This is a genomic window from Zobellella maritima, from assembly GCF_003075035.1.
GTDB classification, from domain to species: Bacteria; Pseudomonadota; Gammaproteobacteria; order Enterobacterales; family Aeromonadaceae; genus Oceanimonas; species Oceanimonas maritima.
Map to the genome: position 1 here is coordinate 1452219 of NZ_QCZE01000001.1, position 16949 is coordinate 1469167.

General features: G+C 55.6%; 20 protein-coding genes. 6 read left to right on the forward strand and 14 right to left on the reverse strand.

What is annotated here, in order from left to right; all coding sequences use genetic code 11:
* Nucleotides 1–288: 288 nt before the first annotated feature.
* On the forward strand, nucleotides 289–774 hold the full coding sequence (locus DCS96_RS06685) for an Lrp/AsnC family transcriptional regulator (protein ID WP_116473531.1): 486 nt from the start codon (nucleotides 289–291) through the stop codon (nucleotides 772–774).
* Between the two features lie 31 nt (nucleotides 775–805).
* Here DCS96_RS06685 and DCS96_RS06690 read toward each other — a convergent pair whose 3' ends face one another.
* The 5 genes from DCS96_RS06690 to DCS96_RS06710 form a co-directional block, all read right to left on the reverse strand.
* Nucleotides 806–1045 carry a hypothetical protein gene (locus DCS96_RS06690; RefSeq protein WP_116473532.1) on the reverse strand — a complete coding sequence of 80 codons (240 nt, stop codon included), beginning with the start codon at nucleotides 1043–1045 and terminating at the stop codon, nucleotides 806–808.
* Between the two features lie 4 nt (nucleotides 1046–1049).
* Nucleotides 1050–1445, reverse strand: a complete 396-nt coding sequence (locus tag DCS96_RS06695) for a phage holin family protein (RefSeq protein ID WP_116473533.1) — start codon at nucleotides 1443–1445, stop codon at nucleotides 1050–1052.
* A gap of 80 nt (nucleotides 1446–1525) precedes the next feature.
* Entirely contained in the window at nucleotides 1526–1843 is a 318-nt protein-coding gene (locus DCS96_RS06700; RefSeq protein ID WP_116473534.1) for a DUF883 family protein, read from the reverse strand.
* 136 nt (nucleotides 1844–1979) lie between these two features.
* A complete protein-coding gene (gene ftsH, locus DCS96_RS06705) occupies nucleotides 1980–3824 on the reverse strand; it encodes an ATP-dependent zinc metalloprotease FtsH (protein ID WP_198649939.1) in 1845 nt (614 codons plus the stop codon).
* A 199-nt stretch (nucleotides 3825–4023) separates the two neighbouring features.
* Nucleotides 4024–4437 (reverse strand): hypothetical protein, encoded by a 414-nt coding sequence (locus tag DCS96_RS06710; RefSeq protein WP_116473535.1) that lies wholly within the window; start codon nucleotides 4435–4437, stop codon nucleotides 4024–4026.
* Nucleotides 4438–4740: 303 nt separating this feature from the next.
* Between DCS96_RS06710 and DCS96_RS06715 the strand changes: the two genes are divergently transcribed.
* Nucleotides 4741–5568, forward strand: a complete 828-nt coding sequence (locus tag DCS96_RS06715; protein ID WP_157953598.1) for a DUF2279 domain-containing protein — start codon at nucleotides 4741–4743, stop codon at nucleotides 5566–5568.
* Here the strand turns inward: DCS96_RS06715 and DCS96_RS06720 are convergent.
* The 6 genes from DCS96_RS06720 to DCS96_RS06745 form a co-directional block, all read right to left on the reverse strand.
* Complete coding sequence (locus tag DCS96_RS06720) at nucleotides 5565–6038, reverse strand: hypothetical protein (protein ID WP_198649940.1); 474 nt, start codon at nucleotides 6036–6038, stop codon at nucleotides 5565–5567. The two genes, DCS96_RS06715 and DCS96_RS06720, sit on opposite strands and share 4 nt — an antisense overlap.
* 166 nt (nucleotides 6039–6204) lie before the next feature.
* Nucleotides 6205–6954 carry a GNAT family N-acetyltransferase gene (locus tag DCS96_RS06725; RefSeq protein ID WP_116473537.1) on the reverse strand — a complete coding sequence of 250 codons (750 nt, stop codon included), beginning with the start codon at nucleotides 6952–6954 and terminating at the stop codon, nucleotides 6205–6207.
* Between the two features lie 3 nt (nucleotides 6955–6957).
* The gene (locus tag DCS96_RS06730; protein WP_116473538.1) at nucleotides 6958–7398 is read right to left on the reverse strand and encodes a DMT family transporter; all 441 of its coding nucleotides are present in this window, start codon (nucleotides 7396–7398) and stop codon (nucleotides 6958–6960) included.
* A gap of 2 nt (nucleotides 7399–7400) precedes the next feature.
* The gene (locus DCS96_RS06735; protein WP_116473539.1) at nucleotides 7401–8027 is read right to left on the reverse strand and encodes an NAD(P)H-dependent oxidoreductase; all 627 of its coding nucleotides are present in this window, start codon (nucleotides 8025–8027) and stop codon (nucleotides 7401–7403) included.
* 111 nt (nucleotides 8028–8138) lie between these two features.
* On the reverse strand, nucleotides 8139–8750 hold the full coding sequence (locus DCS96_RS06740; protein WP_116473540.1) for a Crp/Fnr family transcriptional regulator: 612 nt from the start codon (nucleotides 8748–8750) through the stop codon (nucleotides 8139–8141).
* A gap of 250 nt (nucleotides 8751–9000) precedes the next feature.
* The gene (locus DCS96_RS06745) at nucleotides 9001–9291 is read right to left on the reverse strand and encodes a hypothetical protein (protein WP_116473541.1); all 291 of its coding nucleotides are present in this window, start codon (nucleotides 9289–9291) and stop codon (nucleotides 9001–9003) included.
* Between the two features lie 36 nt (nucleotides 9292–9327).
* Between DCS96_RS06745 and DCS96_RS19050 the strand changes: the two genes are divergently transcribed.
* Nucleotides 9328–9603: a pirin-like C-terminal cupin domain-containing protein gene (locus DCS96_RS19050; RefSeq protein ID WP_116473542.1), complete on the forward strand. Its 276-nt coding sequence runs from the start codon at nucleotides 9328–9330 to the stop codon at nucleotides 9601–9603.
* Nucleotides 9604–9682: 79 nt separating this feature from the next.
* Nucleotides 9683–10303, forward strand: coding sequence for an isochorismate family cysteine hydrolase YcaC (ycaC, locus tag DCS96_RS06755; RefSeq protein ID WP_116473543.1), 621 nt, complete (start codon nucleotides 9683–9685; stop codon nucleotides 10301–10303).
* A gap of 350 nt (nucleotides 10304–10653) precedes the next feature.
* Here ycaC and DCS96_RS06760 read toward each other — a convergent pair whose 3' ends face one another.
* The gene (locus DCS96_RS06760; protein ID WP_116473544.1) at nucleotides 10654–11061 is read right to left on the reverse strand and encodes a host attachment protein; all 408 of its coding nucleotides are present in this window, start codon (nucleotides 11059–11061) and stop codon (nucleotides 10654–10656) included.
* 67 nt (nucleotides 11062–11128) lie between these two features.
* Nucleotides 11129–12034, reverse strand: a complete 906-nt coding sequence (locus tag DCS96_RS06765; protein WP_116473545.1) for a LysR family transcriptional regulator — start codon at nucleotides 12032–12034, stop codon at nucleotides 11129–11131.
* Nucleotides 12035–12149: 115 nt separating this feature from the next.
* On the opposite strand from DCS96_RS06765, the gene DCS96_RS06770 reads away from it, so the two are divergent.
* Entirely contained in the window at nucleotides 12150–13073 is a 924-nt protein-coding gene (locus tag DCS96_RS06770; protein ID WP_116473546.1) for a DMT family transporter, read from the forward strand.
* A gap of 133 nt (nucleotides 13074–13206) precedes the next feature.
* On the opposite strand, the gene DCS96_RS06775 is transcribed toward DCS96_RS06770, so the two are convergent.
* Nucleotides 13207–14559 (reverse strand): esterase-like activity of phytase family protein, encoded by a 1353-nt coding sequence (locus DCS96_RS06775; protein ID WP_198649942.1) that lies wholly within the window; start codon nucleotides 14557–14559, stop codon nucleotides 13207–13209.
* A 761-nt stretch (nucleotides 14560–15320) separates the two neighbouring features.
* Between DCS96_RS06775 and DCS96_RS18555 the strand changes: the two genes are divergently transcribed.
* The gene (locus tag DCS96_RS18555; RefSeq protein WP_157953599.1) at nucleotides 15321–16772 is read left to right on the forward strand and encodes a hypothetical protein; all 1452 of its coding nucleotides are present in this window, start codon (nucleotides 15321–15323) and stop codon (nucleotides 16770–16772) included.
* Nucleotides 16773–16949 lie beyond the last annotated feature (177 nt).

Consider the following 16949-nt stretch of genomic DNA (forward strand, 5'->3'; position numbering starts at 1 on the left):
GTTGTTTCTGCCTGCTGCTGGCTTTTGTCTTCCCTTGTACCGGGCTTGTGGCCCCGACTCCCCGCCTGTACCTGGTTGGGTAAAGGCGTTAGGGGTGCTTGCCGGTCGGATAAACCGGTTTGCGGCAGGGTCCGAGGATATCGGTCTGCCTGTTCCCAGAAGATGAATACATAATACCCGGAAATGACGGGTGAGTGGTTGCAAAGATGACGTTAATAAACGCTCTTTAAACAACAACTATCTCCATTTATAATAAAATAAATACAATTATTGCAAGGTAATGGTAATTTGAGCAATCTACTTCAACTCGACCGTACCGATCGCCGGATCCTTGAACTGATGCAGCGCAACGGTCGTATCAGCAACCTGGAGCTGGCCGAACGGGTTGGCCTGTCGCCCTCGCCCTGCTCCCGTCGAGTCAAGGCGTTGGAAGAAGCCGGCCTGATCGCCGACCATGTCACCCTGCTCGATGCCGCCCGGCTGGGGCTGAGCCTGCAGGCCTATATTCATATTTCCCTGGATCGCCACACCCCGGATCGCTTCGAAGCCTTTGATCGGGCCATGGCCGATTTTCCCGAGGTGCTGGAGTGCGATCTGATCACCGGCACCGATGCCGATTATCAGTTGAAAGTGGTGGTGCGCGACATGGAACATTACCAACAGTTTCTGCTGGGCAAGCTGACCCGCCTGGAAGGCGTGACCGGGGTGCGCTCCAGCTTTGTGCTGCGCCGGATCAAGCGGGAAACCGCCCTGCCCCTGGATCACCTGGGTTAAGACAAGGCGGAAACAGGAGATTGTCGGGAATTCAGGAACGCAGATAAATAACCGCCAGCAGGGCGCCGCCCAGCAGCAGCTTGTACTTTAGCTTGCGGGGCATATTGGCCAGCCGCCACACTAGCCCGGCCTGGGGCAGCTTGCTGGCCAACTCCAGCAGATCCGGTCTGGCCTGCTGCTGGCGCCGCACCTGATTGACAACCAGTTTGAGCCGCAGGGTCTCCGCCTGCATTTGCAACAGCTCATGCTCCTGCCGTAATGACTTGTGCATAGGCTCACTCCTTTAAAGACAGATCCGACATGCCTTTTTTGCCCTGAATAAAGGCAATATCTTCCTGCAGCTCATTCAGCGTTTGGGCCAGAAACCTACGCTGGCTGGCCAGGTTGCGGTGAATAGCCCATCCCGCCCAGCACATCAATAGCAACAGGCCGGCAGCCAGCCCGAAAAACACCCAGATCCTGATCGGATCGGAAAGCACCAGGCTCAGGCCGAACAACAGGCTGATATAGGACATGAAAAACAGCATGACCGCCAGTGCCGCCAGCATGCCCAGCTGCACCATGCGCTCTTTCTGTGCCACAAACTCGATGCGGGCCATCTTGAAGCGGACGAACAGCAACTCGGTAACGGTATGCAACAGTTCTTTCAGTGAATTGATCTGGCCACTCATTAACCCATCCTTGTGAACAATATCGCTGCCACGCACCCGCCATTGCGCACATGACAGCCGGTGCCCGGCAACCCGCCCGTTCAGCGGCTGTTACGGCTCAGCAAGGCCCCCAGTACCAGCCCGATCAGGGCCGCGATGCCCATTGCCTGGTAGGGATTGCTATGCACCAAATCATTGGTTTGAGCCGCCGCCTGGCGTGTACGTTCTACCATGGAGTCTTCCAGCTCGGAAAACTGCTGCTTCGCTCGGCGCAGCTGGGCCTTGAGCTTGCTCTTGAGCTCCCTGCCTTCCTCGGTACCGTCATCGACGGCCGCCTGATAGAGGGCTTCCGCATCCTTGAGTACCTGCTTGACGTCTTCCAGCAGTGCTTCCCTTTCCTGTTCATATTTCCGGCTCATAATGCCTCCTGATCGACAAGTGATATCACCCTGCATTTCACTGCACAATACCTGTTCAACATAGTAGCCACCGCCGAAGTAGCCAGTGCAGGGGGACATTTTGGCAAGCGAAACTCCTCAACAATGACCCGGCAGATCAGGGCCGTTCCGGAGATGGCGCTGCTGCTTCCGGTCGGGCCCGGGGCTGCATCGGCGGAAACTCGTCGGCGGTGAGTATTTCACGCTCCAGCAGCAGGGCCGCGCCCTCCAGCAATTCCCGGCGGCGTTCGGATAGAATGTGCAGCGCCTTCTGGTAGGCGCCATCGACCATATTGCGGATCGCCAGATCGATTTCCCTGGCCGTGGCTTCGGAATAGCTTCGAGGCTGGATCGTGGTGAGGGCATTGCCCAGAAATGCCTGCCGGTCTTCCTCGTACACCACCTGGCCGCCGACCTCCGCCATGCCGAAATGGGTGACCATGCGGCGTGCAATTTCCGACACCTTGGCCAGATCGTCGGCCGCGCCGGTCGACACTTCATCAAAAATCAGCTTTTCGGCGGCCCGTCCGCCCATCAGCACCGCCATCCGGTTTTGCAGATCATCGGTGGTATGCAGGAAGCGGTCTTCGGTCGGCCGCTGTATGGTATAGCCCAGCGCCCCCACCCCCCGGGGAATAATCGACACCTTGTGCACCGGATCAATACCGGGCAGCGAGGCGGCCACCAGGGCATGACCCATTTCATGGTGGGCCACCACCCGGCGTTCATGGGCATTGAGCAACCGACTCTTTTTCTCGAGCCCGGCGACGATGCGCTCGATGGCATTATTGAAGTCCGCCATGGTCACCGTCTCGCTGTTGCGACGCGTGGCCAGCAAGGCCGCCTCATTGACCAGGTTGGCCAGGTCCGCACCGGTAAAGCCCGGGGTCAGGGCGGCAATATGCGCCAGCTCCACATCCGCGTCCAGTTGGCGGATTTTACCGATATGCACCTTCAGGATGGCGGTACGCCCCTGCCGGTCCGGCCTGTCCACCAGCACCTGGCGATCGAAGCGTCCCGCCCGCAACAGGGCCGGATCGAGAATTTCGGGCCTGTTGGTGGCGGCCAGCAGCACTATGCCTTCGGAGGCATCGAAGCCGTCGAGCTCGGTAAGCAGTTGATTCAGGGTCTGCTCCTTTTCATCGTGACCGCCCGTGATACCGGCACCACGCGCCCGTCCCAGGGCATCCAGCTCGTCGATGAAGATAATGCACGGCTTCATCTTGCCGGCCTGTTCAAACAGATCCCGCACCCGGGCGGCACCCACCCCGACGAACATTTCCACAAACTCGGATCCGGAAATCGAAAAAAACGGCACCGCCGCCTCGCCCGCCACCGCCCGGGCCAGCAGGGTCTTGCCGGTGCCCGGCGGCCCCACCAGCAAAATGCCCTTGGGCACATGGGCGCCGAGCCGACTGTAGTGTTTTGGATCCCGCAGAAAATCGACGACCTCCTTCAGCTCTTCCTTGGCCTCGTCGACACCGGCCACATCGTCAAACGACACCTTGGTGACAGTTTCGACATAGATTTTTGCCTTCGACTTGCCCAGCGCCATCATGCCGCCCAGCCCCTGGCTGCCCGTCATGCGGCGGATAAAAAACGACCACAACAGGAAGAAAAACGCCAGCGGTATCACCCATGAAAGCAGTGTGCTCAGGAAGGTATTCTCCACCGCTCCGTCATAGGTAACGTCGTACTGCGCCAGCATATCGGCCAATTCGGCATCGACACGGTTGGTGATGAATCCGGTCCGGCCGTCGGGCAGCGGCGACTTGAAGGTACCGGAGATTTTATCCGCCCCCACCTTGATTGACGCGATCTGATCATTCTGCACCAGGCGGACAAATTCGGAGTAGGGAATGGGTTCCAGGGTACGCCAGCTGGTATAGGCACTCTGAAAGACAATGAACAGCATCATGACCGTCAGCAGATACCAGAGGTTGATCTGATGTTTCTTTTCCAAGGTGCTCCCTCCTGGCGAAGGTGATTGACAGGGCGGCTCAACCAGTTGGTGGCAGGTCTCCAGGAGGAGACTGCCAGTGATGACCTTAATTGTAATGGTCAGCCCGGGATCTGCTGTGCTTCAGGTTGCAAGGGAGGGTCGCTGGCTAGCAGACTTATGGCGCGGAGTGCCCGAAAACGGCCACCCACAGCTGCCCGGCTCAGCGCCGGTACGCCTGCTGTTTGAGAGGGCTGATATCAATCGCGCTCATCATGGCTCCCTGTGACACGCTCTGGCCATGATAAACCGGTCTGGCACTCACCAACAGGGTATGGGCGACATGGTCGTAAAGATCCCTGACTATCACTTTTTCACCCTCGAGCACCGCTCCCTGCCAGGCACGATAGAGCGGAAACTGCTGCAAGGTTAAAGGCGTCATGCCATCAGCGGCGAACCAGGGGCAGACCCTATGCCACTGCGCCAGTGTTAACCCCGGGAGTATGCCCAGATGACAATCGAGCCCCTCGTTGGAATGGCTGATGCGTCCCTTGGCATCGCAGACAAGGATCAGTTCCCGGCGCTGCTCCGACCCCTTCCCTTCCTCTCCCTCCACGTCAAAAAACGCCTCGTCCATTTACCCTTCCCCATATAAAAAGCACACGCGGGCTGCCGAACAACACCGAGTCATGATGACGACATCGTCTTTAATCAGGGATTAAATTGTAATCAACAGAAAACCGTCTCCATTGATTTGAATCAAGAACTGCAAATAAAACAAATGAGTTCTGGAGTCAAAAGAGACTTATTTTTCGAATTGTTCACGCCGAACCGGATAATCGACGGGTCGGCAGGGTATGGCCTGCGTCTGGTATCACCTGTCGCGGATAGACAGGCGACTGCTAGGCTTTTGGTATAACCCTATACATACGGAATGACGGTGACGCTGATAATTGGCAAGGCTTGCCGCCGGGCCTGGCTGCTGACGATGCTATTGCATGCCCCCACCGTATTAAGCCAAGCCAGGGCCGCGTGCGATCAGCCGCTGCCCGCAGCCCAACAACAACAGCGCCTGAAGACAATGGTGCTGGCGGGCACCGGCCTGATCACCCTGTGGGGCGTAACCAACTGGGATTATTTCAGCCGCTCGCCCCAGTCCCAGTCGGAAGGCTGGTTTGGCCCAAACACCGACGAGGGGGGTGTCGACAAACTGGGCCACCTGTACAGCGTTTATGTCACCTCACAGGCGCTCGGCTCCCTTTATGAACACTGGTGTTTCAATGCCGAGGATACAGCCCGCTACGGCGCCCTTACCTCCTTCGCTATTTTCGGCTATATGGAGCTCGGCGATGCCTTCAGCGACTTTGGCTTTTCCTACGAGGACTTTATAGCCAATGCCGCGGGCAGCGCCGCCAGTTATTATTTCAGTAGCTATCCGGCACTGGCCGAAAAAATGGACATCCGCTGGGAATACGGCCTCAAGCCGCAACAAGCCGACGTCTTTACCGATTACGAAAATACGAAATATCTGGTCGCACTCAAACTCGCCGGTTTCGACGCCACCCGGCAGGGCCCGTTAAAATACCTTGAGCTTCACCTTGGCTATTACGCCAGGGGCTTTGATGATCCCACCCAGATCAGGGAGCGGAACCTGTATCTGGGCCTGGGGATTAACCTGTCCGAGCTGTTTCGCCTTGCGGGCTATAACAAGACGGCCACCCTGTTCAACTATTACCAGCCGCCCGGCACCTATATCGCCACCGACTAGTCCTGCACCTGCAGGCGATAATCGGGTGTGGTATTCAGCGGACAGGAGTAGAGATAACTGCCGGGCTTAAGCTCGATGGCATAATCCCGGCTGCTTCCCGTAACCAGGCCTCCGCCGGACACACTGGGCAACAGGGCCCGGTCCACCAGGCTGGCGCCCCGCAGCCAGAAGCCCAGCTCATAGGGCACATCCCTGTTGGTCACCCTGAAGATATAGCGACCGGGTTTCAGCTCCAGTACCCGGGCCTGGGTCAGCCGCTGGTCGGCGGTATCATGATTGATACGCTCGCAGTCGGCCTTGGAACGGGTGACATAGCCATGATCGACGCCATTTTCACTTTCAATAAACTGGCAGCCGGTCTGGGTCAGCTCAATGACCTCGGGCTCAGCTGCCTGCACGGTAACGGGCACCGCCAGCACCAGTGAGCAGACACTCGCACGCAAAAAGGAGGAAACAAGGAATGTGTTCATGGTATTTACCTCTGTGATGTCCGGCTTATATGGATATTCATGAACTTGGCTCCGCACGTTCAGGAACCTTGATGACAATGACCGGCACAAGAGGCAAAAAAATACCGGCCATGGCTGTATGCGGAAAATCGGGGCTGTTTTTGCCCTTTGATTGCGATAGAAACGCCTAGGCCGTCTGCCGTTCCGGCTCGGCGCGCCGGTAACTCCTGATCATGAATCTGGGCTCGAAGCCGAGCCGCCGGTACAGGCCCTCGCCCGCGCTCGAGGCCTGCAGGGTGATATAACGGCCTCCCCAGCCCTGGCAGACGGCAATCAGCCTGTGCATCAACCCGTAGGCAATGCCCTGGCCCTGGTGCTCCGGCGGCACCCCCACCTGGTGTACCCCGATCACACTCCCGGTCTTGTAGAGCAGGGCCGTGGCTACCGCCTCCCCTTCGCGCTCGGCCAGCAGCAGGCGCACCCCGGGCATCTCGCTTATCCGCCGGATCACCGTCTCGTCTATGGCATAGCCGAAGGCTCGGCTGCAGATCCGGGTCCAGTCAGTTACCTGTCCGGAGGTGGTAACCGACCTGATCCGCAACGCATCCCCGGGCTCAACCACCCAGTCAGACAGGCTCAGGTGCATTGCCCGCTGCTCCAGGCAGACGCCAAAGCCCCGGGTAATCAGCGTTTGTTCGAACGGGCTGCTGTCTCGCCCTGCCGCCCAAATGGGCACCATAGCCCTGTCTGGTAGCCGGGCCGGCAAGAGCCAGTTCGATGCCGGCTCGTGGCCCCAGTCGAACCAATAACGGTGCGGCCAGCCGGGGCAGGCATGCCAGCCGGGCAGGTCGCCACCGACCGCAGGCTCGGCCCCCATGGTGCGCCACAGGGCGGTGAGATTATCGATATTCGCTTTATCCAGTATGTTGCTGTCCATGACTTACTCCCAGTTTATAAGCAGGATCCCGGCCACCAGTGCCACCACGCCGGCCGCCTTCAGCGGAGTGATGGGCTTGACGGGCAGATCGAACCAACCGAAATGGCTGGCAATAATGGCCACCACAATCTGGCCGGTGAGCGCAAAAGACATCATGGGCCCCGCCCCCATCCTGGGGATCAGGAAGTAGAACATCCCAACCCCGAAGACACTCAAAACGCCACCAAACCACAGATAGAGAGGCACCGCCTGAATAGACGCCAGCTGCGGGTACTGGCGGGTCGACACCATCACCGCCAGCAGCGACAGCAGGCAGCTGACCGAAAAGGCGACGGCGGTCCCCAGCAGCGAGTTTCTGAGCAGCACGCCCAGTTGCGCGTTCATGCCGGCCTGCACGGCAATGGCCGCCCCCGCCATCAACGCCAGCAGCGACAGATAGCTCATGGCTAGATCACCCTGACCATGGTCTGATGATCGAGCCGCACCTTCTTGAGCCGGGCATTGGCATCATCCGGGTGTCGCCGACCGAGGGCACAGGCCACCGAGGTGGTCAGACCCAGTTCGGTCAGCCCCAGCACCCTGTCGAACCCGTCGGCTTCGATGCCGGTCATGGGGCAGCTGTCTATCCCCATCAGCGCCGCGCTGGTAAGCAAGGTCCCCAGGGCCAGATAGGCCTGCTGATGTGCCCACGCCAGCCGCTGTGCCGGCGTCTTGACCGCCAAGGCTGTATTCAGGTGATCGGACATCCGTTGCAAATCGGCCACCGGCACGTCGCGCACCCGAGCGAACTGCGCTACATACGATGCCACCGTCTGCTCGCCCACCTCGGTCTGGGCGGCAAGTACCACCAGATGCGAACATTGGGCAACTTTCTCCTGCCCCATCCCATAGGGCAACAACTGCCGGCGAACCTCGGCCGAAGCCACCACGATCAGCCGATAGGGCTGCAGGCCATAGGCAGACGCGCTCATGCGGGTCGCCGTCAACAGCTCCTCCAGCTGCTGCTCGTCAATTCGTTCCTCCGCAAAGCGCCTGACCGCATAGCGCCAATCCAGGGCCGTTAATATGCTCATCGCTGTCTCCTTATTCCTTGATCTTCATCGGCTCGTAATGGGAAACCGGCCCGGGTGATGGCCGGTTTCCCCGCTATATGAGAGTCAGGATAAGGTGCCGCGCGGGCGGCCTCATTTACATAGGTTGAGAGAACCGCACTTTTTTCGGATGCGGCTCAGCTGGGTGGGGGTAATGCCGAGGTGGGAGGCGATATGGTACTGGGGCAGCCGGTTGGCCAGGGACGGATATTCGCGCAGGAAACGCAGGTAGCGCTGGGTGGCGCCTTCCTGGACCAGCTCCACCTCGCGGGCATCCTTGGCCAACAGCCAGTTCTGCTCGAGGTAATGGATCTGGAACAGCTTGAGATCATCCCGCGCCAGCAGCAGCCGGCGGTATTTTTGAAAATGGATTTCGATGATGGCGGCGTCTTCCAGCGCCTCTATGGTGAACCGCGACGGCTCGTTTTTCAGCAGCGCCGTCATGGCGCCGGGGAAGCGGCCTTCGTCGAAGAAGTTCTTGTTGTATTCATTACCCTTGTCGTCGACGACATAGACCCGGAACAACCCCGCATGGACGAAGGCGAAGGAGTCGGGCAGCTCGCCCGCCCGGTAAAGCACCTCGTGCCGGGCCAGCTCCCGATACCGGCAGATGGCCCTAAAGGCCGCCCAGGTGTCGTCACCGAGGGGGTAATAGCCAGCCAGGGCCTGGCGCAGGGCAGCAAATGCCCGTGCTTTTCCTTCCATCAACCGCCCCTCGTACCGTGAATACCTCCAGCCCGCGAATCGCGGACACATCGGCATCGATTATACACAAGGCGCCGGTCGGGGCTAATTCGGGGGTGTCGTCCCCTGATGACAACCTGGCCGCGGGCTTCAGCCGCGATGAAAATCGGGCTATGACCCTCTGGGCCTTGTCGCCGGTATCCATGTTAATCATCGCTTTCGGCGTAAATATACCGGCTAGCCCTCCATGATGGGGGCAACGGCAGTTGGGCTACTGCTCCCCCATGGAAAAGTCGACATCGTCCATGGCGTCGGCGATGACCTCGAGGAAAGCCCGTACCGCCGACAGCAGTCCCCTTCGTGATGGAAAACCGCGTGGAAGATCCCGCCGCGCGGTTTCCAGTCGGGCAATACACTGACCAGGCTCCCCTCCAGCAAGTCCCGTCCGCCAATCATCAGCGGCATCTTCACCCCCCAACCCGCCCAGTGCCCGCCCTGCCGGGGCAAACCCGCCGTGGTCCACCACTTTAACGTAATAGTAGAGGTCGTTCAGATCTTGCATGGAGGGATCGTCCTATTTTTGAGACTCTGAGGATAGATTCCGGCGGCTACCCATACCAATCCCCCTCCCCTATCTTTACTAAACCCGCCAGGACGACTTGATGGCAGGGAATATGAAACCGGTGTCGCGCTCCTTTTCCGAAAAGGGTGGCCGCAGGAAACCAACAAGAACGCTCACCTATTGCTGCTCCGCGGTGAGCCCATTGACGAACCTGTGGTGGGACTGGAGCCCTTCGCCATAAACACGCAAGAGGAAAGACAGCAGACGATCACCGATTTCCAGAGCGGAAAGTTCGGTCGGCTGAGCCGTTAGCCTTCAGCATCAGACGCGACGGCAATTCCAGGCTAATCGAGCGGGTCACAACCAACCAAGAGACACAAGGAGATAGATCATGGCTTTTCAATATAAGCGATTGGATAAAGATAACGTCGCCCTGCTGATGGTCGACCATCAAGCAGGTTTGCTTTCATTGGTCCGGGACTTCTCGCCAGACGATTTCAAAAACAACGTGCTGGCGTTGGCAGACATCGCCAAGTTTTTCAACATTCCAACCATACTGACCACCAGCTTCGAAGATGGTCCGAATGGACCCATGGTCCCCGAGATCAAGGCCGCCTTCCCGAACGCGCCTTACTTCGCTCGTCCTGGCCAGATCAACGCCTGGGACAACGAAGATTTTGTGAAGGCCGTTAAGGAAACCGGCAAGAAGCAGTTGCTTATCGCCGGCGTTGTTACCGAAGTTTGCGTGGCTTTCCCGGCGCTATCCGCACTGGAAGAAGGTTTTGAGGTGTTCGTGGTGACCGACGCTTCCGGAACCTTCAACCCCGTCACCCGGGACGGTGCCTGGAGCCGGATGCAGGCTGCCGGTGCTCAGCTCGTCAACTGGTTTGCCGTTGCGGGTGAGCTGCACCGCGACTGGCGAAACGATATCGAGGGCTTCGGCGGTATTCTCGCCAGCCACCTGCCCCACTATTCGAACCTGATGCAGAGCTACGCCTCGCAGCAAAAATAACAAGAGACGGCCCCCCACAAGCTACCTTGTGGAGGGGCTGTTCCCGTACGGACGCTCCCTGTGCTCATCCCTCAATATATGTCGACGCATTGTCCCTTCGCCCTAACCCCAGGATGTAGGTCACCGATAAAACACCGCTAGCTGTCGCGGCAGCAGTCGGCATGCGATAAGCAGAGCCGCAGACGACGGCGAGTCTGCGTTTTGGCCCGAGTCTGGGGCACTATCAGGAACGGCGATTGACTCAGGATGGCAGGGTGCCAGATTCATCGAGCACGCCGCCTCGCTGTTCGCGGGCCGTCCGTGCCCTGGCACCAGCCGGAGCCCCGCGGGCTCCGGCTTAAGGCAGGGGATCAGTGTTTGGGGGCGGAGTTGGCAAAGGCGGCGATCACCTCGCTGCGCGATGAACCGTTCAGGTTTTTATCGAGATCCTTGTACAGCGCCTTACGCAGCCGATCATCCATGGCCTCGCGCAGCAAACCGAGAAACTGGGGCGGCGCCGCCAGGTAGAAACCGCGTATTTCGTTGGTGTCCAGTGCATGACGGACCCGGCCGATAATATCGCGCGCAAAGCGCTGATTCTCGGTATGACAGGGGTCGCTTTTCTCCGGAATTGTCTGTACATCGCTGACAAGCTCACTCGCCTTGAGACGCGCCTCAGGATGGACCAGGTCCATGACCTCCTCGCATACGTCTTCAACCCAGTCTTGGCGGTAGACAACGGCTTTGGCGGCATCGGCAACTACGATCCAGTCTGGCATACAGCACCTCTTTCTGGTTATCGGAACAAATCGGGATCTGTTGAGCTTACTAAGTATCGTCGATTCTTCACAAACTGCACGGCAGCCTTGAGGCTGGCCCTTTAGTCGCCGCGGGTGTTTGCAACGCGGCAAAGCCTTGCCGGATATACCTGGCCAGCTCCCGGGCAATCAGCGAGCCTCCCGAATCAGGCATTCGCAGGTTGATATAATAGGGGGGCAACGCAGGCAGTCCGACTTCGGGAGGAATCGTTATCAGGTTCTCGGGTACCAGGGTCGACAGGTAGGGCGACACCGCCAAATCTGCCTCTATGGTGGCCAGGATAGACTCCAGATTACCCACATCACAGGTCGTCAGCCAGTCGATCTCAGCCTTGCTCAAGGCATCGAGGGTCGCGGCCCTGAACGCACAGGCTTCAGAACCCAATGACACCGGCAGGGGGGTCTTGTGGCAGGCTTCGCCATTCTGTGCCCCCATCCAGACCAACTGGTCCCTGAGCAGCAGCGCATCTCCCGTACCCGCCCGGCCCTCGGTGGTCAGGGTCAGATCAATCTCGCCATTTTTCAACGCGGCCAACAAGGTTTCGGTCATGTCGCTGACCAGGGTGAGTCGAATTTTGGGGTGCTCCCGGCTGAAGCGACGCATGATGGGAGGCATCATCGGCCGAATGATATCAGCGGGAACACCCAGCCTGATCTCGCCGGTAAAGGCCGGTTTTCTCATCATCTGCCAGGTTTCATCGTTCAGGGAAATCAAACGATGAGCCCGTGCCAGCAAGCGCTCTCCTTCCGGTGTCAAACGGATCACCTTGTTGCTGCGCTCAAACAGTTGAGCCTCGAATAGGGCTTCCAGCCGCCGGATTTTCTGACTGACCGCCCCCTGGGTCAGGTTGAGGGCGTGGGCGGCCGAGGTCATACCGCCGGACTCGGCGACCGCCAAAAAGGTACGAACAAGGCTGATATCGATATCTCGCATCACGATCTTCCATTAGGACTTGTAATTGACGGCATAACAATTATTCGTTTTGATAATACATACGGGCGACGTATAACAGCAACAGCTGATATCAACACCACAAGGATGCCCGCCGATGCACACGGCCACACTTTACCTGTCTACGGTATTTATCTGGGGTTCGACCTTTTTCGCGATCAAATTTCAGCTGGGAGATGTACCGAGCGAGGTCTCGGTCGCCTACCGGTTTGCGCTGGCCGCGTTCATCCTGATGCTGTGGTGCCGGCTGAGGAAACTGCCGCTGCGATTCGGGTTAAAACAGCACCTGTGGATGCTGATCCAGGGGTTGACGCTGTTTGGCTTCAACTACATCCTGGTCTACTGGGCGGCCGCAGACCTCACCAGCGGCCTGATCGCCGTGATATTTTCCACCATTGTGCTGATGAATATTGCCAACGGCGCGCTTTTTTTTGGCAAACGCCCCACAACATCAGTACTGGCGGGGGCTCTGGTCGGGCTGGTTGGCATCTGTCTGGTGTTCCTGCCCGAACTGGCCCATCTGGATGTGGATAATGGTGCCCTGCAGGGAATGCTGCTGAGCTTGCTGGGTACCTTTATCGCCTCATTGGGCAATATGGTCTCGACCCGCAATCAAATGGCCAGCCTGCCCGTGGTGCAGACCAACGCCTATGGCATGGCATACGGCGCCGTTGCACTCGGCGGGCTCGCCCTGGCTCAGGGGGCCAACTTTACCTATGAGGCAAGCTGGAGCTATACCGGCTCCCTGATCTACCTGGCGCTGTTCGGATCGGTATTTGCCTTCGGCAGCTTCCTGACCCTGCTGGGTCGTATCGGTGCCGAGAAGGCCGCCTACACCATGGTGCTGTTTCCCATTGTCGCGCTGGGTATTTCCACCCTGTTCGAGGGCTATCAGTGGTCAGCCGAATCCCTCCTCGGTGTCGCCCTGGTGTTTTCCGGCAACCTGCTGATGCTGATGTCCCGCAAGCAACTGGCCCGGTTGCGTCAATGGCGCCACCCAGTCAGATCCAATGCAGCCTGATATCGATCCCAATAGGACAAAGAGATCTGCTGCAGCGACCATCACATTGAATGGCGCTGGAACGAGAATAGCAGACGGTGTTACCAGCTTGGTCATCCCCTTATTGATGGGCCTGTCGACAAGGGCATCTGTTTTAACTACGCGGCGCCAGCTCTGCCATAGGCACACCGAATGTCAGCTTGATAAACTCGGTGCTGTCGGGCACCCCCGCCAGGCGGCCATCCTCGGAGGGGAAGTTGGTATCGATGGCGACGCCCAGGGTGTGGTCATCGATGACCACGACGCACTCGATGGAGTCGAACGGCATGTTGAATCTCTTCTCTGCCAAACCGGGCAAGGGTCCACCGATATCCTCGGGGTCATGGATGTCCAGCAGATCGACCAGCAGGCGCTTCTTCAGGATGCCGTCTTGGTCGGTCTCGTTGAGATCGACAAGATACAGCCGCTTGACCTCGGCCTGGCTGCCGAACTTGCTGTCACGCTCGATCAGCACATAGGTATCCTTGCCGACATTGGTCATGTCACCAATCACGATGTCGTTGCCCGTGGCCGGGCCATCCTTGCGGTACTTGAAGTTGACGCCCGTATAGGCAGAAGCTTTGGGGTCGAACTGGAAAATCTCGAGCACCCGCTCGTCTCCCGGCACCGGCCTGAGCGCGTCCACCACCGGGGCGGCTTCCGGAACGGCATAGAGGAATTCCTTATGCTCGTCAAAGGCCAGGCTTTCAAAGCCGCGGCTGGCGCCCTGGGTGGCGGTGGCCGGCAGGGCAATGGCCTGGGGGTGATTCGGGCTCACCAGCAGCGGGTGGGGTACCGGCTCTTCCAGCAGGGTGCCATCGGGGCCGAAGTGCAGCAGGAAAGGGCCAAACTCCTCGCCCACCCAGTAGCTGCCATCATCCGCACGGGCAATGGACTCCACATCAAAGTCGTAACCGGTCAACAAGCGCTTTTCCCTAATCTCCGCGGCGACCGGAATGCCCGAATTCTTACCCATGCCCTCACCGTGACGGTAATTTTCCAGATCGGCCGTGATCAACAGATCCACTCCCTGACCATTGCCCAGGATGTTGTTGCGATCATTAAAGGGGGTAAAGCCTTCGTTCTTGATAAGCCCCGGTGTGGTTGTGCCGTCACCCCGCTCCCTGAACTCCGGCCTGACCTGATAGAAGCCAATCACGAAATCGCCCGAGTTGCCCTTGGCGCCGTAGCCGTTGTCCGGCAGGGCGGTGAAGGTGCCGTCATGGTTATTGAGCAGGCCCGACCATCCGGGCACGGGTTGGCTATTGATAAAGGGAGGAGTCACGCCAAACTTGCCGCTGATAAACTGGCCGGATGTGGGGCCCGCTTCTCGCGCGGACTGATCCAGCACCGCCCAGCCCGCCAGGCTGTGCGTAGCCGCCTCTGTGGCAACAACGGTGCCGCTCCAGCCGGTGAGGGCGAAAAATACCCCATGGGCAACCAGACGTTTTACTTTTGCTATGTTCATCGAAACCATGACCCTTTAACAGTGAGCAATTGGGTGGCCCTGGCGCGGGCCGACATAACGGCTGTTCTAACCCCATCAATCAGGCCAGCCCGTTGCAGGGCAAGCTAGCGCAACACTGTTACTGCTCCGTGTCTCATTGATGACAGTTTTTTACCGGCCTTATGGCCGGTGGCGTGCCGGGCCCGGTCACTAAATAACTGATGCAAATACCGCTACATCTCGAGACAGAAGTCAGGATTCGATAAGCAGACCCTCCGCGCCAGGGATGGCGCGGCGGAGCCCCCAGGGACGGGTTTATGGCGAGTCTGCGTTCGAGCCTGATTTCTGTAGCACAATTAGGAACAGTTATTTAGCTTGCTCGGACATACAAGGGCGCTGTTCTCCAAAACACCGACAACATCATCCTTTGGCATTTTGCATCCCTCTTTTTCACTTTTGCCATTGCCCTCCCCCGTACCAACAGCCAAAATAGACACATTTGAAAACCATGGTAACAGGCAATGGCAGCCAAAACGCCCGGGCGGTAGCTTGGCCAAATGGCATAACAGAGCCGAGCAATTGGCTATCCAGAAGGCTATGGATATTCAGGTTATTTAATACCCAACTGACAGCAGGCGAGAAATCTCCGCTCTTTTAAAACGCGATTAAAATCATGTACTTAGAGTGCTTAGATTACATATAATTAAGAGTGTAAATGTGCATTCGTATTATTAAACGTGTTGGAAAGTCAAAAAAATTTCGTAAACAGGTTAGAGATCTCAATGGAAATTAAAGATAATAAAATAAAGTTAAATGTTGATATCACTGAAGATGTTTGGGGAAAAGTAAAACAGCTAGTTCATAACAATGATGATGTGGGACTGTATATCTCTAATGCAAATATTGAACTAACTAATTGGGATATACCTAAAGCTATTAGTGGTATTCATATTGAAAAATGTGTGTTTAAAATGCGCACAGATTTGTCTGGCTTGGAACGTGGCCGTTATTTAATTATAAAATATTGCTCTAGAGGTGATTTTTTCAGTAGCCTTAACATAAAAAATGTAGATTGTAGATTTTTTGAATTTTGTGATGAAAAACCAAAGTATAAAAATATTGACGAAAGTTTATATGTTTCGCCCAACATAGAAAATAGTGTATTTCATCATTGCTTATATACGTCAATTGATGCTCCTGTATTTAAGAAAGTATATTTTATAGATAAATTCACTTATGCATCATTTAATCGGCGCAATGAAGAAAATATATGGTTTAATGATTGTGTTTTTGTTGATTTTTTAGAGGCTAAATTTTTCAACACAAATAGACTATCGATACATATTAATGATTGCAATGCTGTATCGAAAGATAAAGATTATAATCCATCGATTAATTTTTACTTTAATGACGTAAACATTAAAAGCCTAGCAATAAAAAACTCAAATTTAGAATATGTAAACTTCAATCTATTTCGAAAGGAAATAGAGATGATTGATATTTTAAAATCTAAAATTAATCGATTGGAATTATATACTGTAGACGATATAGATGCTCCCAAGAGAATTTATAGTATAAGCATAATAAATTCTTATATCGATGAATTACTTCTAAATAATCGATACATTGTTCATTCTTTGCGCTTTAATGACAGTACATTTAATAATCCGCCACAAATGTTTGGCGCTAACATGCCACACGGAAGTATTTTTCCTAGTAAAGAGAATTTTTTGAGTAGAAAAGGAGATGCTGACGCATCTTGCTATCGAACACTTAGATATTTTATGGAATCACAAAGAGACCGAGAACTGGAGGGTGTCTTTTTCACTTTAGAACAAGAAAGTTTATTAAATAAGTTTGAGGGCTTTAAAAAGCATTTAAGCCTTAATTACTTTTATTCTAAAATCTCAAATTATGGGACAAATTATAGAAGACCATTAGTAATTCTTTTTATCTTGGTATTATTATTTACTCTACTTTACTCTTGTTTATTATCTCCAAGAATATCACCACAACTTCCGATTGACTGGAAATTACTTGTAAATTCGTTTGTTTTTACACTAAAGCAAACACTTCAACCATTTTCTTCATTAAGGAGTGTTGCACCACTTTCTATTAAAAACCCCCAATTAAATGATTTATTTATAATCGTTGGTGTTTTAAATAGTCTTCTTTCAATAACATGTTTAACACTGTCTGGGCTGGCCATTCGCTGGAAATTTAAGAGAGGATAATGGAAGTGTTCTAATACAGAGCCAAACTTGCTAACAATACGATCCAATTGACCTCATACTATCACGATTTTTGGTTCCCCAAATTAGCGCAATAGCTTGACACTTGAACTTCGCGTTATGCATCAGAAAAACGGTTTACAGGTAAATAGAAGTTGTAATGAAAATACTGATATTGGG

Coding starts and splice junctions, on each gene's coding strand:
- DCS96_RS06690 (WP_116473532.1), bottom strand. CDS start 1,045: ATGCACAAGTCATTACGGCAGGAGCATGAGCTGTTGCAAATGCAGGCG.
- DCS96_RS06695 (WP_116473533.1), bottom strand. CDS start 1,445: ATGAGTGGCCAGATCAATTCACTGAAAGAACTGTTGCATACCGTTACC.
- DCS96_RS06700 (WP_116473534.1), bottom strand. CDS start 1,843: ATGAGCCGGAAATATGAACAGGAAAGGGAAGCACTGCTGGAAGACGTC.
- DCS96_RS06710 (WP_116473535.1), bottom strand. CDS start 4,437: ATGGACGAGGCGTTTTTTGACGTGGAGGGAGAGGAAGGGAAGGGGTCG.
- DCS96_RS06720 (WP_198649940.1), bottom strand. CDS start 6,038: ATGAACACATTCCTTGTTTCCTCCTTTTTGCGTGCGAGTGTCTGCTCA.
- DCS96_RS06725 (WP_116473537.1), bottom strand. CDS start 6,954: ATGGACAGCAACATACTGGATAAAGCGAATATCGATAATCTCACCGCC.
- DCS96_RS06730 (WP_116473538.1), bottom strand. CDS start 7,398: ATGAGCTATCTGTCGCTGCTGGCGTTGATGGCGGGGGCGGCCATTGCC.
- DCS96_RS06735 (WP_116473539.1), bottom strand. CDS start 8,027: ATGAGCATATTAACGGCCCTGGATTGGCGCTATGCGGTCAGGCGCTTT.
- DCS96_RS06740 (WP_116473540.1), bottom strand. CDS start 8,750: ATGGAAGGAAAAGCACGGGCATTTGCTGCCCTGCGCCAGGCCCTGGCT.
- DCS96_RS06745 (WP_116473541.1), bottom strand. CDS start 9,291: ATGCAAGATCTGAACGACCTCTACTATTACGTTAAAGTGGTGGACCAC.
- ycaC (WP_116473543.1), top strand. CDS start 9,683: ATGGCTTTTCAATATAAGCGATTGGATAAAGATAACGTCGCCCTGCTG.
- DCS96_RS06760 (WP_116473544.1), bottom strand. CDS start 11,061: ATGCCAGACTGGATCGTAGTTGCCGATGCCGCCAAAGCCGTTGTCTAC.
- DCS96_RS06765 (WP_116473545.1), bottom strand. CDS start 12,034: ATGCGAGATATCGATATCAGCCTTGTTCGTACCTTTTTGGCGGTCGCC.
- DCS96_RS06770 (WP_116473546.1), top strand. CDS start 12,150: ATGCACACGGCCACACTTTACCTGTCTACGGTATTTATCTGGGGTTCG.
- DCS96_RS06775 (WP_198649942.1), bottom strand. CDS start 14,559: ATGAACATAGCAAAAGTAAAACGTCTGGTTGCCCATGGGGTATTTTTC.
- DCS96_RS18555 (WP_157953599.1), top strand. CDS start 15,321: ATGGAAATTAAAGATAATAAAATAAAGTTAAATGTTGATATCACTGAA.